The organism is Agromyces sp. H17E-10 (assembly GCF_022919715.1).
GTDB lineage: Bacteria > Actinomycetota > Actinomycetes > Actinomycetales > Microbacteriaceae > Agromyces.
The window spans coordinates 1,528,696-1,543,449 of the sequence record NZ_CP095042.1; the positions used below are offsets into that span (position 1 = coordinate 1,528,696).

The window sequence follows — 14,754 nt, forward strand, 5'->3', positions numbered from 1 at the left end:
TCGCTCCTCAACCCGCTCTCGCCCCTCACCGCACGTCCTTCACCGCGTCGAGATAACGCGCGACCACTTCGAGCTCGTCGACCGTGAAACCCTCGTGCAGGCGCCGCATCCCCTCGAGGATCTCGCGGTACGGGTCGTCCTCACCGCCCGACCCGGCCCCCGCGAGCGCGCCGGGCGCGAGCTGCACGACGACGCGGCGCCGGTCGGCCGGGTCGTGCGACCGCTCGATGTAGCCCTGCTTCTCGAGCCGGTCGAGCACGCGCGTCGTGGTGCTCGTCGGCAGCTCGGTCGCCTGGCTCACCTCGCCGGCCGTCATGGGAGCGCTGCTGCGGGCGATGAACCCGAGCGCCTGCAGGTCGACGACGTTGATGCCCATCGATCGCGCGATGCGCTCGTTCGACATGACCGACGAGGCGATCACGAGCTGCATGAGCTCGGAGATGCGTGCGGAGACCTCGGCCTTGCTTGACATCGCGGTGGCGCCCTTCTATTCTCTCCGTTGTGGGACTATTCCATATCGGAACTATTCCACTTCGGAACCAACTCCAGCATACGAAAGGACGGCCGCCATGGCCACCACACCTCGCCGAGGACTCGCCATCGGCATCCTGCTGTTCGCCTCGTTCATGGACCTGCTCGACGTCACCATCGTGCAGGTCGCCCTGCCGTCGATCGGCACCGACCTCGAGGCATCCGACTCGCAGCTCGAATGGATCGTGAGCGGCTACATGCTCGCCTTCGCGGTCGCGCTCATCACCGGCGGTCGCCTCGGCGACCTGTTCGGCCGACGCCGCGTGTTCCTCATCGGCATCGGCGGGTTCACGCTCGCCTCCGCCGCCGCGTCGTTCGCATGGTCGGGCGATGTGCTCGTCGCCACCCGCATCCTGCAGGGCCTGTTCGCCGCCCTCATGGTGCCGCAGCTGCTCGCGTCGGTGCAGGCGCTCTTCTCGCCGCGCGAGCGGGCGCCCATGTACGGGCTCATCGGCGGTGTCAGCGGACTCGCCGCGGTCGCGGGGCCGGTGCTCGGGGGCTGGCTCATCGACGCCGACCTGTGGGGGCTCGGCTGGCGAACGGTGTTCCTCATCAACATCCCCGTCGGCATCGTCATCTTCGTGCTCGCCGCCCTGTTCGTGCCCGAGACGCGCTCGTCGCGGCCGATGCGGCTCGACCTCGTCGGCGTCGTGCTGCTCAGCGCAGTCGTACTCGCGTTCATGGTGCCGCTCGTCGAGGGGCAGTCGCTCGGCTGGCCGGCCTGGCTGTGGATCCCCGTCGCTGCGGGCGTCGTGCTGCTCGGCCTGTTCGTCGCCGTCGAGCGCCGGCGCATGCGCCGCGACGGCTCGGCGCTCCTGCCGATGCCGCTGTTCGCCGACCGCGGCTTCTCGGCCGGCATCGTCACGCAGGCGACCTTCCAGGGCGCGCTCAACGCGTTCACGCTGCCGTTCATCATCTACCTGCAGGTCGGACTCGGCTTCGACGCGCTCACTGCGGGGCTCAACCTGCTCGCGTTCAGCCTCGGTGCCATGGTCGGCACGGGCATCGTCATCCCGCTCGTCGGTCGCGTCGGCAAATACCTGGTGACCCTCGGCGCCGTGGCGCTCGGCGCGGGCGTGCTGTGGACGTTCGCGGTCGTCGCCGACACGGGTGCCGCGTTCACCGGGTGGGCGGCCGTCTGGCCGATGCTCATCGCCGGCGTGGGGCTCGCGCTGCTCGTGATCCCGCTCGTCGACGTCGCCCTCGCGACGGTGCCGGTCGCCGACGCCGGTGCCGCGTCGGGCACGTACAGCACGTTCCAGCAGCTCGGGGCCGCGGCGGGCGTCGCGATCTCGACGACCGTGTTCTTCACCGTCGTCGGTGACGACTGGAGCCGCGAACACGTGCTCACCGCGCTGCAGGCGTCGGTGTGGGTCGCCGTCGCGGGCTTCGCGATCGCGGCCGTCTCGAGCCTGCTGCTGCCGGGGCGCGCCGCGGTGCAGGCGCACCTCGACGAGGAGAAGCGCCTCGCCGAGGCCGACGTCGAGGCCGAAGCGACAGCGGCCGTGTCGGTCTGACCGCCGCAGCCGCTGAAGTGCGACTCGCCAGAAAGTGCGCTTCCGGCCACGGGGAAGCGCACTTTCTGGCGACTCACGCGACGCGGAGGCGCAGGGGCGGGGGGCACAGGGGCGACCGGTGGCCGGGCGACGGGAGGGTCAGCGCCGAGCGGCGGCCGCGAGCGCCCGGCGATCGGGCTTGCCCGACGCGAGCAGCGGCCACGGGGCGGCCACCACGAGCCGCACCGGCCGGGCGGCGGGACTGAGGCCCGCGGCATCCGTCGCCTGTCGTAGCCGGCCGAGCGCGAACTCGTCGTCGCCGACGGGCGCACCCACCACGACGGCCGCGCGCTCGCCCCACTCGGCGTCGGGCACCGCGACGACGACCGCGTCGGCGAATCCATCGAGCCGGCGCACGGCGCGCTCGACCTCGCCGAGCACGACCTTCACGCCGCCCGAGATCATCACGTCGTCGGCGCGGCCGCGCACGCGCAGGCGTCCGGTGTCGGCGTCGAGCTCGCCGAGATCGCCCGTGCGATACCAGCGAGTGCCGCGGTCGACGACGAAGGCCGCGGCAGTGCGTTCGGGATCGTCGAGGTATCCGTCGGCGAGGCTCGACCCCGCGAGCTCGATCGCCCCCTCGACGAACCGGATGCGGGTGTCGCCGATCGGCTCCCCGTCGTAGACGCAGCCCCCCGCGGTCTCGCTCGAGCCGTAGGTGCGCACGATGCGCGCGCCGAGCGCATCGGCGCGGGCGGCGACCTCGGCGCCGAGCGCCTGGCCGCCGACCAGGATCGCGTCGAACGACCGCAGCGCCGCCGCGATGAATGCGTCGCGCTCGGCCGCCTCGACCACCCGTGCGAGCTGCACCGGCACGAGCGACGTGTAGTGCGGCACGTTCGGCAGCATGCGGGCGGATGTCTCGGCGAATGCGGCCGGACGGAACCCGTCGCCTCCGCCGCCGAGCACGACCGTCTCGGTGCCGGCGAGGATGCCGCGCACGAGCACCTGCGCGCCGGCGATGTAGTGGCCCGGCAGCGCGAGCAGCCACTGACCGGGGCCGCCGAGCGCATCGTGCGTCGCGTGCGCGCTCGCCTCGAGCGCCTCGGCCGACAGCACAACGCGCTTGGGTCGGTCGGTCGACCCGCTCGTCTCGACGACGAGCGCGACTCCGTCGCCGACCTCGGCGGCCGCGCGATCCGCCGAGCAGTCCGCCGTGCGTTTCGGGGGTGCATTTCCGCCAGAATCCGGGCCGATCTCCCCCGCATCTTGCGGAAAAGCACCCCCGGAACGCACCTGCGCAGCGGGCGCGGGCGATGCAGGCGCGGGCGACGCAGGCGCGGACGACGCAGGCGCGGCATCGGCGGGCACGGGCCACACCGCGGGGCCTCCGGCGAGAGCCTCGGCGAGGGCACGGGTCAGCGCCGAGGCATCCTCGGCGGAAACCCGGATGAGCGGTTTCACGTAACCGGCCGAGCTAGAAGTGCCACGGGTAGGGCCCCCAGTCGGGGTCGCGCTTCTCGAGGAAGGCGTCGCGGCCCTCGACGGCTTCGTCGGTTCCGTAGGCGAGGCGGGTCGCCTCGCCGGCGAAGACCTGCTGCCCGACCATGCCGTCGTCGACCGCGTTGAACGCGAACTTCAGCATGCGGATCGCGGTCGGCGACTTCGTGAGGATCGTGCGCGCCATCGCGATCGCCTCGCGCTCGAGCTCGGCGTGCGGCACCACCCGGTTGACGGCGCCCATCTCGTAGGCGCGATCGGCCGAGTACTCCTCGGCGAGGAAGAACACCTCGCGCGCGAACTTCTGCCCGATCTGGCGGGCGAAGTAGGCCGAGCCGTAACCGGCATCGAAGGAACCGACGTCGGCGTCGGTCTGCTTGAAGCGTCCGTGTTCGCGCGAGGCGATCGTCAGGTCGCAGACCACGTGCAGCGAGTGGCCGCCGCCGGCCGCCCATCCGGGCACGACCGCGATGACGACCTTCGGCATGAAGCGGATGAGCCGCTGCACCTCGAGGATGTGCAGGCGTCCGACCGCGGCGTGCCCGTGCGGGTCGGCCGTGCCGCCCGCACCGTCGACGATCGCGGTCTCGGCGTCGGAGTACTTGTACCCGTCGCGCCCGCGGATGCGCTGGTCGCCGCCCGAGCAGAACGCCCAGCCGCCGTCCTTCGCGCTCGGTCCGTTGCCGGTCAGCAGCACGACGCCGATGCGCGGGTTCGTGCGCGCGTCCTCGAGGGCGCGGTAGAGCTCGTCGACCGTGTGCGGCCGGAACGCGTTGCGCACCTCGGGCCGGTCGAACGCGATGCGGGCGATGCGCCCGTCGAGCGAGTGGTGGTAGGTGATGTCGGTGAAGGATGCTCCGTGGCCGACGCCGCCCGAGGCATCCGCCCACTGGCTCGGATCGAACAGTTCGGAGACCTCGGCGCTCATGCTTCCAGCCTATTCCGGCGCGCCGGTGCACGCGGGTGCGCACCTGCCCGCGCAGGCCGCCGCGCTCAGACGCCGGCGCCCGACTGGGCGAGCATGCCGGTCACGAGCGCATACGCCGCCGTGCCGACCGTGAGCACACCCCACGTCAGCGGGATCGCCGCCGCGATCACGAGGAGGATGCCGCCGACGCCGATCGCGACGTTGCGGCCCGTCGACTCGGCACGGACCTCGCGCGTCTCGAGACCGAGTTCGTGGATGCCGTCGACGCTCATGCCGACCACCCTATTCGCGTCACTCGACCGGATGCCAGACTTGGCCCATGCCAGCCGACGACCAGCCCGCGCCGCACGCACATTCCGAGGCCACCGCGCTCCCCTCGCTCGACGACCTGCTCGCGAGCGCCCGGGTGGTGGCATTGCCGCTCGTGACCCGGTTCCGCGGCATCGACGTGCGCGAGGCCATGGTCTTCGAGGGGCCTCGGGGCTGGACCGAGTTCAGCCCCTTCGCCGAGTACGGCGACGACGAGGCATCCGCCTGGCTGGCCGCGGCGATCGACTTCGGCTGGAACGCACCGCCGACAGCCTTGCGCGACCGCATCCCCGTGAACGCGACCGTGCCCGCCGTCGATCCCGACAGCGTGCCCGCGGTGCTCGCCCGGTTCGCCGGGTGCCGCACGGCGAAGGTGAAGGTCGCGGGCTCCGACCAGACCCTCGCGCAGGACGTCGCGCGCGTGCGCGCCGTGCGCGACGTGCTCGGCCCCGAGGGGCGCGTGCGCGTCGACGCCAACGGCGGCTGGAACGTCGACGAGGCCGAGCACGCGATCCACGCCCTCGCGCCGTTCGACCTCGAATACGTCGAGCAGCCGTGCGCGACGGTCGACGAGCTCGCCGAGATCCGCCGTCGCACGAAGTACATGGGCATCCCGATCGCGGCCGACGAGAGCGTGCGCCGCGCCGACGACCCGCTCGCCGTCGCCGAGGCGGGTGCCGCCGACCTGCTCGTGATCAAGGCGCAGCCGCTCGGCGGCATCCGCCGAGCACTCGCGATCGTCGAAGCGGCGGGCCTGCCGGTCGTCGTATCGAGCGCGCTCGACACGAGCGTCGGCCTCGCGATGGGCGCCCAGCTGGCCGCATCGGTGCCGTCGCTCGAGTTCGATTGCGGGCTCGGCACGGCGTCGCTGCTCGCCGCGGATGTCACGGGGTCGCCGCTCGTCGCCGAAGGCGGGTCGATCGCGGTCGGCCGGATCGTTCCCGACCCGGTGCTGCTCGACCGGTACGAGGCGACCGAGGAGCGGGTGGACTGGTGGCTCGAGCGGCTCGGTCGCTGCTTCGAGGTGCTGCGCGACGCGCGGTGAGGTGTCGAGACGCGCACCCGGCGCGGCTCGCCCGTCACCCGGTGATCGTCGCCCGGTCGAGATAGGCGGTGATCGCGTCGCGGTTCTTCGCGAGGCATCCGATGCGCTGGTCGAGCTGGGCGCGGCGCTCGGCGAGCGATTCGGCGAGCGCGCGCTGGATGACGGGCGTCTCGGGGTCGGTGACGCTCGCGAGGCACGGCAGCATGTCGAGGATGACGGCGGTCGGGATGCCGGCATCGATGAGGTCGCGCACCTGCCCGACCCGTTCGACCGCGCCGTCGGGGTAGTCACGGTAGCCGTTGCTCTCGCGCATCGACGTGATGAGCCCCTGGGCCTCGTAGTAGCGCAGCAGCCGGGTCGACACCCCGGTCTGCGAGGCCAGTTCACCGATGCGCACGGCGCCTCCTCGAGATCGACTTGACCTTAACACTAGTGTCAAGGTTCGACACTGACGGCATGGCTTCTCCGATCACCGCATCAACGCCCGCCGTCGCGACACCGCCGCGCACACGACTTCCCTACAACGGGCTGCTCGCGCTCGCCTCGATCGTCTTCGTCGGCGTCGTCACCGAGATCATGCCGGCCGGGCTGCTGCCGCAGATGAGCGCCGACCTCGGTGTTTCCGAGGCGCAGATCGGCTGGCTCGTAGCGGCGTACGCCGTGACCACCGCGGTGACCGCGATCCCGCTCACCGCGCTCACCCGGGCCATCCCGCGGAAGCGCCTGCTGCTCTCGCTCGTCGTCGGCTTCGCACTGGTGAGCGGCGTCACCGCGATCGCCGGCGACTACACGACGATCCTCGTCGCGCGCACGGTCGGCGGCATGCTCGCGGGCCTCCTCTGGGCGATCGCGGCGGGCTACGCCATGCGCATGGTCGAGCCCGAGCACTCGGGCCGCGCCCTCTCGATCGCGATGGTCGGCACGCCGCTCGCGTTCGCCTTCGGACTGCCGATCGCGACGACGCTCGGCGCCGCCCTCGGCTGGCGCGCGGCGTTCGCGGTGCTGGCTGGCCTCGCGCTCGTGCTCGCCGTGTGGGCCGCGTTCGCCCTGCCCGCCTTCGCCGGCGAGCGCGCCGGATCGCGACCCGGCCTCCGCACCGTGCTGCGCCTGCCGGGACTCGTCGCCGTGCTCGCGACGACCGCCGTGTTCGTGCTCGCGCACAACGTCGCCTACACCTACATCGCCCCGCTCACCGTGCCGGCCGGACTCGACGGGCACCTCGACGTGGTGCTGCTCGTGTTCGGCGTCTTCGCCGTCGCCGGGGTGCTCGTCTCGGGGGCGCTCGTCGACCGGCACCTGCGCACGATGGTGCTCATCGCCGCGGCCGCGCTCGGTGCGGCCATGATCATGATCGGATGCCTCGCCGCCGAGCCCGTCGCCGTCTACGCGGCGGTCGCACTCTGGGGCGTCGCCTACGGCGGAGCTCCCACGCTGCTGCAGTCGGCCCCCGCGCGCATCGCCGGCAGTGCCGCCGACGTCGCCCAGTCGATGGTCGTCGCGACCTGGAACGGATCGATCGCGGTCGGCGCCTTCATCGGCGGCCTCGTGCTCGAGGCCGCCGGCGTCGCGTCCCTGCCGTGGGTCGCGCTCGGCCTCGTCGCGCTCGCGGCGCTCATCGCGTCGACGTCGCGCGCCGCGTTCGCGCCGCTGCGCTGACCGGGGTCTCCTGTCAATCCCCAGCTCTGGGTGCATCGGCCCGGCTCCCGCTCAGGGCGAGCACGGATGCCTCGCCTCGACGCACGGGCGACGGTGGAACCCGTGCGTCGCGCACTGCGCGTCGCACGACCGATTTCCACCCGAAGGAGACCAGATGTTCAAGAAGACCATGACCACGATCGGTGCGGGCATCGCGCTCGCGGCGGCGGGCGTGCTCGCGAGCGGAACCGCCGCGTTCGCCCACGAGTGCTTCAACCCGAACCGCTCGGAGCAGGGCAACGCCGGCGCCTCGAACTCGCAGGCGTGGCTCACCGTGCACATCGAGGAGCTGACGATGGGCCTGCCCGAGGCCGACGCCGACTGCGTGCTCGACGCCTACGCCGCGACCGGAGCGCCGATGTCGTTCACGATCATGGTGAAGGGCGCCGTCGGCCAGGACGGCACCATCGCCTCCAACAACCCGCACGCCGACAAGGCGGGCGACGGCAAGGGCATCGACGAGATCTTCGCCGCACACGGCGACGACATCGTCGGCAGCTTCGCCGAGTGCGGCGTCGAGCTGCCGTTCTGACGCGGGACACTCCGTTGGTCGAGTAGCGACGAAGGAGCGTATCGAGACCCTCGCGAGGGGGTCTCGATACGCGTGCTCCTTCGTCGCGCGCTACTCGACCACCGAACCCCTTACCAGAGCACGAGCGGCACGGGCACGGTCGTCGCGTCGGCGTAACCGTCGCCGCCGGTGAACACGCCGTGCACGAGGTGCAGGCCGGCCGGCAGCTTGGGCAGCTTGACGCTCACCCGTCCGCGGTCGCTCGCGCCGAGCTCGACCTCGGCGATCTTCGTGTCGCCGTCGTAGATCGCGAACGTGCCGGCGGGCGTCGACCCGTCGAGCGCGGTGACGAGGCCGACGTACTTCACGGCCGAGCCGGCCTTCGCGAGCGCCTTGTTCGGCGCACCGACGGCGATCGTCGCGACGGCGGGCGGCGGCTGCTCGTCGACGAGCACGGCCACGCTGCGGGCGGGCACCGTGACGTCGCCGGTCGCGGCATCCCACGTCGTCTGCTTGACCACCGCGTCGGAACCCGACGCCTGCGCCTCGGCGAGCGCGAAGTCGCGCCCGGCGAGCCCGGCGACGGTCTCGGTCACCGCGTCGGGCGACGCGTTGAACACGACGAGCGCCCCGTCGAGCTCGGGGTCGACGTCGTCGCCGACGAGGTCGTCGATCTGCATGACGATCACGCCGGGCGTCGCGTCGGGCCCCGAGTTCGGGAACGACACCTTCTGCTCGATGAGGTCGGCCGAGCCGAGCTGCAGCAGGTCGACCGACGAGCGCACCCGCAGCAGGTCGAGGGCGGATGCCTCGGCGGCGGCCATGTCGGCCGCGGTGGGCTTGAGCGCGGAGTCCGCCAGGAGCGGCTCCATGATCGGCCACTTGTCCTTGTTGTCGGCCGCACCCGGCAGGCCCGAGCCGAAGGTCGACTCCTGACCGGTCCAGTCGACGCGGTTGAACCAGTCGCCCGAGTCGTAGCTGTTGCGGTCGAGCGACTTCGAGCGCAGCAGCTCGGTGCCGGCGTGCCAGAACGACGGCGACTGCGAGAGCGTGACGGTCGCGAGCGACAGCGTGTTCATGCGCACGCGGTCGGCCATCGGCGTGTCCTGCGGCAGCTTGAACACCGAGAGGTCGTAGAGCGTCTCGTTGTCGTGGGCGTCGACGTAGTTGATCACCTCGTCGGGCTCGTCGGCGTAGCCGGCGGGCGCACCACGGTAGTCGAGCTCGTCGCCGCGCACGACCTCGCCCGCGGTATCGGTCAGCTCGTAGTCGCGCAGGTTGCCCGCGAGGCCGAGCTTCACGAGGTCGGTCTGGTGGCCGAGATCGGCCAGCTGGTCGGCCTGCGACGGCGTACCCGGCCGTCCGTTCGGGTCGGTGCCGAGCCCGGTGCCGAAGCCCTGCTGGAACGTCGACGTGCCGTCGACCGGGCTGCCGCCGTGGACGGCGTCGCGCAGCCGGTCGTTGAACGTGCCGATGCCGGTGCCGCCGAGCTGCCCCTGCGTCGCCTGCTCGAAGAGGGCGTTGTTCGCGACCTCGCCGAAGTTCCAGCCCTCGCCGTAGAGGTAGATCGACTTGCCGTCGACCCCGTCATCGGCGAGGGTCAGCTCGTCGAGCGCGGCGCGGATCGCCTCCATGTTGTCGCGGGAGTGGTGCCCCATGAGGTCGAACCGGAACCCGTCGACCTTGTACTGCTTCGCCCACAGCACGACCGAGTCGACCATGAGCTTCTGCGCCACCTCGTGCTCGGTCGCGACGTTCTGGCAGCACGTCGAGGTCTCGACCGCGCCGGCCGCGTTGAGCCGCTGGTAGTAGCCGGGCACGATGCGGTCGAGCACGCTCTTGCCGCCCTGACCCGCCTCGGCCGTGTGGTTGTAGACCTCGTCGAGCACGACCTGCAGGCCGTCGGCGTGCAGCGCCCCGACCATCTCGCGGAACTCGGCGACGCGAGCGCCGCCCTCGGGGTCGACCGCGTACGAGCCCTCGGGCGCCTGGTAGTGGTACGGGTCGTAGCCCCAGTTGAAGCCGTCGGCGTCGTGCACGGCCTGCACGCACGCCTGCTGCTCGGCCGAGGCGGGCCCGTACGACGCGAGGTCGCAGTCGGGCACGGCCTGGGCGGAGCGCTGCTCCTCGATCGTGGCGATGTCGAACGTCGGCAGCAGGTGCACCGTGTTGATGCCCGCGTCGGCGAGCTGGCGCAGCTGCTTCGTGCCGGCCGAGTCGCGCGTGAAGGCGCGGTAGGTGCCGCGCTCGGCCTCGGGCACGGTCTCGTCGCTGATCGAGAAGTCGCGCACGTGCAGCTCGTAGATCGCCCGGTCGACGGGCCGCTCGACGACCGGCGCGGGGGTCTTCGCCCACTGCTCGGGCGCGAGGGCCGGGTCGTCGAGGTCGACGACGACGGTGCGCGCCGAGTTCGTCGTGAGGGCCGCCGAGTACGGGTCGGTCACCGAGTTGGTCTCGATCTTCCCGGTCGTCGGCGCGTACACCTCGACGCGCCAGCGGTACTCGTCGTTCTTCGCGAGGGATGCCTCGGGCACCGCCCACGAACCGGTCGACGCATCGAACGCCGCGTCGACGAGTTCGGGCGAAGCGCTCGCGTCGACCGTCGCGGCCGCCCAGCGCTCGAGCTGCACCGAACGGGCGGTCGGCGCCCACACGGCCGCGGTCGCGGCCCGGTCGTCGCCGCTGCCGGCCCAGCTCACGCCGAGCGTCGACGAGTCGAGCGCGTCGGCGTAGAGGTCGTCGAGCACGCCCGGCACCTGCACACCCGTGAAGGCGGTCAGGTCGTCGCCGACCCACTGCGCCACCGCGAGCTGCTCGGTGAGGAGGCCGGCGACGTCGTCGCGGTCGAGCCCGACCGGATGCAACGCGAGGAAGCCCTTCAGCGCCGGGAACGTCGCGAGCTGCGCGTCGGTGAGCCCGTCGGGGTCGAGCTCGAGCTCGACCGGGTCGCCGCCGCCCGTGACGGCGCCCTCGGCGACCGCGAGACCGGCGCCTGCCGCGTGCTCGATCGACCATGAGGCATCCGTCGCGGCAGCCCCGCCGAGCAGGTCGGCAGGCCATGCGAGCGTGTGCTCGTCGACCCAGTGCGCACGCGACTGGCCGGTGCCGGCGAGCGGCGGGTCGGTCACGACGATCTCGAGCACGTGCGTCGCGAGCGCGTAGCGGAACTCGACGAGCTTGCCGCCGGTCGCCGTGAAAGTGTAGTTGCCGCCGCCGGGGGCGCCGCCGACGCCGTAGTTCTCGTCCCAGCTGAGGCCGTGCGCGACCTTCACCTCGTACGATCCGTCGGGGATCTTCGACGTCGCGAACGTGTAGACGCCGTCCTTGTCGCCGTCCTGCATGAGCGAGCCGAGGCAGTCGGGCGCCCAGTCGCCGGGGCAGCCGAGCTCGTTCTGGAAGCTGCCGGGCAGCGTCACGACCGGCCCCTCGGCCGACGACGAGGCGACGTGCGTCTCGGGGTTCCAGTAGAAGGTCACGGGCTTCGTGCCGTCGGTCGTGTAGGCGATGTTGTCGCCGCCCGGCACGCCGTTCGCGCCGTAGTTCACGTCCCAGTTGCCGTTGAGCGCGACCTTGTACTCGTAGCCGTCGGCGTTCGCCGGCACATCGAAGGTGCCCGAGTAGATGCCGCCGGGGCGCAGCGTGAGCTTCGCCGCCTCGCAGCCCGGGGTCCAGTCGCCCGCGCAGCCCATCTCGCTGTTGTGCGAGCCGGGCACCGTGACGAGGTCGATCGGCTGCTCGGGCTCCTCGCCGCCGTCGGCGAGGTTCACGGCGTTGCCGACGCTCGCGTAGGTGGAGGCCGCCGAACGGTGGCCCGCCGCGTCGGTCGAGATCGCGCGATACTCGACGAGCGTGCCCTTCGCGAGGCCCTTGGTGTCGTGGAAGACGCGCGGGCTCGTGTCTTCAGCCGTGCCGAGCGCGTGCCAGGCGTCGTCACCCGTCGCACCGGCGACGCGCCAGGCGAAGCTCGTCTCCTGCCACGTCGAGTCGTCGACGTCGGCGGCGACGGCGCTCACGCCGGTCACGCCGGCGCCTGCGGCGGGCGACGACACCGTGATCGCGGCGGCCGCCTCGGGGGCGGTCACCTCGCGGTCGGCGCGCAGCACGACGGCGCCGAGCGCGGGCACGGTGACGGATGCGACACCGTCGGCGTCGGCCGTGATCGCCGGGCCGTCCGTGCCGTAGAGGGGCGCGAACGCGCCGCCCTTCGTGAGCGTCGGCACGTTCACCGTACGCGCCTCGTTCGCGTTGTTCGCGGCGACGAGGTACTCGACCTGCTCGGTGCGGTCGACGCGGCTGAACGCGTAGACGCCCGGACCGTCGTCGACGTAGCGCTCGATCTGCGCGCCCGTCGCGAGTGCGGGGTGCGCCTGGCGCAGCGCCGAGAGCGCGGCGATGTGCTCGTAGAGCGGAGCATCCGTGCCGAATCGGTCGGCGCTGCCGGCCTGCTCACCGGTGACGAGCTTCTGGTTCTGGTACTCGGCGACCTGGCTCGCGAAGAGCGACTGGCGAGCGTCCTTGTCGCCGCCGGTGCCGGCGAAGCCCTGCTCGTCGCCGTAGTACACGACGGGCTGGCCGCGGGTGAGGAACATGAGGTCGTGCGCGAGCTCGTCGCGGGCGAGCGGGGCGTCGGTCGACTGCAGGAAGTAGCCGACCCGGCCCATGTCGTGGTTGCCGAGGAAGGTCGGCAGCGCCGTCGCCGACGAGTCGGGCGTCGTGTAGTAGTCGTCGCCCGCGAAGAGCGACTGCAGGTTCTTCGCCGAGTTGCCGGCCGCGAAGCTCACGGCCTGCGACTGGAACGTGAAGTCGAGCACCGAGTTCATGTCGGTGTCGCGCACGTAGGGGCTCAGCTTCTTGGGGTCGGCGTCGTAGACCTCGCCGAACATGAAGAAGTCGGGCTTGCCCGCGGCGTGCGCGTAGTCGAGCACCTGGGTCGCCCACTGCTGCCAGAACTCGAAGTTCACGTGCTTCGCGGTGTCGATGCGGAAGCCGTCGATGCCGAGGTCGATCCACGTGTCGTACACGTCGACGAAGCCGTTCACGACGGTCGGGTGCTCGGTCATGAGGTCGTCGAGGCCCGAGAAGTCGCCGTACGTGACCGACTCGCCCTCCCACGTCGAGTCGCCGCGGTTGTGGTACAGGGTCGGGTCGTTGAGCCAGGCCGGTACCTTGAGGTTCGCGTCGGCCTCGCTGAGCTTCGGCGTGTACGGGAAGCTCGTCGCCGCGTCGAGGGCCGGGAAGTCGGCGCCGGTGTCGGCGCCCGCGAACTTCGCGGGGTCGAACGCGTTGCCGTCGGCGTCGAGGTACGGGCTCGTGGCCTTGTCGACGTACGAGTACTGCTGCTCGGCGTAGTCGATGACGTCGGCCGTGTGGTTCGTGATGATGTCGAAGTAGACCTTGATGCCGCGGTCGTGCGCGTCGGCGATGAGCGCCTCGAGCTCGGCGTTCGTGCCGAGGTGCGGGTCGATCTGGGTGAAGTCGGTGACCCAGTAGCCGTGGTAGCCGGCGCTCGCGTTCGCGCCCTCGCCCTGCACGGGCCGGTTCTTGAAGCTCGGGGTCAGCCAGATCGCGGTCGTGCCGAGGCCGTCGATGTAGTCGAGCTTCGAGCGGAGGCCGGCGAGGTCGCCGCCCTCGTAGAAGCCCTTGTCGGTCGGGTCGAAGCCGGTCGCGAGGCGGTCGCCTGTGAGCCCGCCCTCGTCGTTCGACGCGTCGCCGTTCGCGAAGCGGTCGGTCATCACGAAGTAGAAGGTCTCGTCGCTGCCGGGCTGGCGCACCGGTGCGGCGACGAGATCGGCGTCGGATGCCTCGTCGTAGGCGCCGCGGATCGAGGCCTCGGTGAGCTCGAGCCCGACCTTCTTGAGGTTGTCGTCGAACACGACCCGCACGGCGGTGTCGCCCGCGACGGTCAGCGGGATGTTGTCGCCCCCGCCGTTCAGCCCGTACGCCTCGTTCCACGAGTCGTTCACCGCGACCTTGTACTCCCAGGAGCCCGCCGGCACCGTGAAGTCGGCCGCGTACACGCCCGGGGTCGCCGTCGGCGCGAGCTCGGTCTCGGCGCAGTCGGGCGCCCAGTCGCCGGCGCAGCCGAGCTCCGACTGCAGGCTGCCGACGAGGGCGAAGCTGCGGTCGTCGGCCGCCGCCGCACTGAGACCGAGGCCGGGGGCGAAGCTCAGCGCCGTGACGGCGAGCCCTCCCACCAGCGCTGAGGCGAACCACCTGCGTGCGAGCGCGCGTTGCGTCATCCTTGACTCCCGATTCCCGGCACGACTCCGTGCCACCGACACTGCTCGCGAACGTAGCAGCGCCGCGCCCGTTAATGCAAGCGTTTGCAATCAGGATGCCGCTTCGAGACCCGATCGTTGATTTCGTGCAGCGCAGATCCATGCAAACGCTGCCAGATTTCGCGGGGTCAGAGCAGGCGGGCGTAGGCGCCGTTGCGGATCTGCTCGTCGCGCAGCCGTCGCGCCTCCTGGCGCAGTTCGTGGCGTCGTGCGAGTTCGTCGCGATCGAGGGTGTGCCCGCGACGGCCGGCTCCGAGGCCGACGGCGACGGCGGCGCGCGCCAGCCAGTCGCGCAGCGCCCGGGTCGGGCGGATCGTCGTCGAGACGGTTCCGGCGAGTGCGGTGTTCATGGTGTTCCCCTGTCGTTCACGGTTCCCGCCTCCGCGGTCCGTGATTCCATCCCACCGCCGGGGGCGTCTCCGCGAATCGGCGACCACTACCGAGATCACCGCCGCGCACTA

At 71.7% G+C, this 14,754-nt stretch carries 11 protein-coding genes; 4 read left to right on the plus strand and 7 right to left on the minus strand.

What is annotated here, in order from left to right; translation table 11 throughout:
* Positions 1 to 25: 25 nt before the first annotated feature.
* Complete coding sequence (locus MUN74_RS06810) at positions 26 to 472, minus strand: MarR family winged helix-turn-helix transcriptional regulator (protein WP_244855690.1); 447 nt, start codon at positions 470 to 472, stop codon at positions 26 to 28.
* Between the two features lie 97 nt (positions 473 to 569).
* On the opposite strand from MUN74_RS06810, the gene MUN74_RS06815 reads away from it, so the two are divergent.
* Positions 570 to 2,048, plus strand: a complete 1,479-nt coding sequence (locus MUN74_RS06815; protein WP_244855691.1) for an MFS transporter — start codon at positions 570 to 572, stop codon at positions 2,046 to 2,048.
* A 138-nt stretch (positions 2,049 to 2,186) separates the two neighbouring features.
* Here the strand turns inward: MUN74_RS06815 and MUN74_RS06820 are convergent, their stop codons facing one another.
* From MUN74_RS06820 to MUN74_RS06830, 3 genes are all read right to left on the minus strand, one after another.
* Positions 2,187 to 3,491, minus strand: a complete 1,305-nt coding sequence (locus MUN74_RS06820) for an AMP-binding protein (protein WP_244855692.1) — start codon at positions 3,489 to 3,491, stop codon at positions 2,187 to 2,189.
* Between the two features lie 13 nt (positions 3,492 to 3,504).
* A complete protein-coding gene (locus tag MUN74_RS06825; RefSeq protein ID WP_244855693.1) occupies positions 3,505 to 4,455 on the minus strand; it encodes a 1,4-dihydroxy-2-naphthoyl-CoA synthase in 951 nt (316 codons plus the stop codon).
* A gap of 65 nt (positions 4,456 to 4,520) precedes the next feature.
* On the minus strand, positions 4,521 to 4,727 hold the full coding sequence (locus MUN74_RS06830) for a hypothetical protein (RefSeq protein ID WP_244855694.1): 207 nt from the start codon (positions 4,725 to 4,727) through the stop codon (positions 4,521 to 4,523).
* Positions 4,728 to 4,774: 47 nt separating this feature from the next.
* On the opposite strand from MUN74_RS06830, the gene MUN74_RS06835 reads away from it, so the two are divergent.
* Complete coding sequence (locus MUN74_RS06835) at positions 4,775 to 5,809, plus strand: o-succinylbenzoate synthase (RefSeq protein WP_244855695.1); 1,035 nt, start codon at positions 4,775 to 4,777, stop codon at positions 5,807 to 5,809.
* A gap of 34 nt (positions 5,810 to 5,843) precedes the next feature.
* Here the strand turns inward: MUN74_RS06835 and MUN74_RS06840 are convergent, their stop codons facing one another.
* A complete protein-coding gene (locus MUN74_RS06840) occupies positions 5,844 to 6,206 on the minus strand; it encodes a MerR family transcriptional regulator (protein ID WP_244855696.1) in 363 nt (120 codons plus the stop codon).
* Between the two features lie 59 nt (positions 6,207 to 6,265).
* Between MUN74_RS06840 and MUN74_RS06845 the strand changes: the two genes are divergently transcribed.
* Both MUN74_RS06845 and MUN74_RS06850 read left to right on the plus strand, forming a co-directional pair.
* Positions 6,266 to 7,465 (plus strand): MFS transporter, encoded by a 1,200-nt coding sequence (locus MUN74_RS06845; RefSeq protein WP_244855697.1) that lies wholly within the window; start codon positions 6,266 to 6,268, stop codon positions 7,463 to 7,465.
* A 154-nt stretch (positions 7,466 to 7,619) separates the two neighbouring features.
* Positions 7,620 to 8,036, plus strand: coding sequence for a hypothetical protein (locus tag MUN74_RS06850; protein WP_244855698.1), 417 nt, complete (start codon positions 7,620 to 7,622; stop codon positions 8,034 to 8,036).
* 110 nt (positions 8,037 to 8,146) lie between these two features.
* On the opposite strand, the gene pulA is transcribed toward MUN74_RS06850, so the two are convergent.
* Complete coding sequence (gene pulA, locus MUN74_RS06855) at positions 8,147 to 14,254, minus strand: pullulanase-type alpha-1,6-glucosidase (protein WP_244855699.1); 6,108 nt, start codon at positions 14,252 to 14,254, stop codon at positions 8,147 to 8,149.
* Between the two features lie 167 nt (positions 14,255 to 14,421).
* Positions 14,422 to 14,643, minus strand: coding sequence for a hypothetical protein (locus MUN74_RS06860; RefSeq protein ID WP_244855700.1), 222 nt, complete (start codon positions 14,641 to 14,643; stop codon positions 14,422 to 14,424).
* Positions 14,644 to 14,754 lie beyond the last annotated feature (111 nt).

Bases quoted from the DNA above. Each gene is read 5' to 3' on its own strand.
- MUN74_RS06810 (WP_244855690.1), bottom strand. From the start codon at position 472: ATGTCAAGCAAGGCCGAGGTCTCCGCACGCATCTCCGAGCTCATGCAG.
- MUN74_RS06815 (WP_244855691.1), top strand. From the start codon at position 570: ATGGCCACCACACCTCGCCGAGGACTCGCCATCGGCATCCTGCTGTTC.
- MUN74_RS06825 (WP_244855693.1), bottom strand. From the start codon at position 4,455: ATGAGCGCCGAGGTCTCCGAACTGTTCGATCCGAGCCAGTGGGCGGAT.
- MUN74_RS06830 (WP_244855694.1), bottom strand. From the start codon at position 4,727: ATGAGCGTCGACGGCATCCACGAACTCGGTCTCGAGACGCGCGAGGTC.
- MUN74_RS06835 (WP_244855695.1), top strand. From the start codon at position 4,775: ATGCCAGCCGACGACCAGCCCGCGCCGCACGCACATTCCGAGGCCACC.
- MUN74_RS06845 (WP_244855697.1), top strand. From the start codon at position 6,266: ATGGCTTCTCCGATCACCGCATCAACGCCCGCCGTCGCGACACCGCCG.
- MUN74_RS06850 (WP_244855698.1), top strand. From the start codon at position 7,620: ATGTTCAAGAAGACCATGACCACGATCGGTGCGGGCATCGCGCTCGCG.
- pulA (WP_244855699.1), bottom strand. From the start codon at position 14,254: ATGACGCAACGCGCGCTCGCACGCAGGTGGTTCGCCTCAGCGCTGGTG.
- MUN74_RS06860 (WP_244855700.1), bottom strand. From the start codon at position 14,643: ATGAACACCGCACTCGCCGGAACCGTCTCGACGACGATCCGCCCGACC.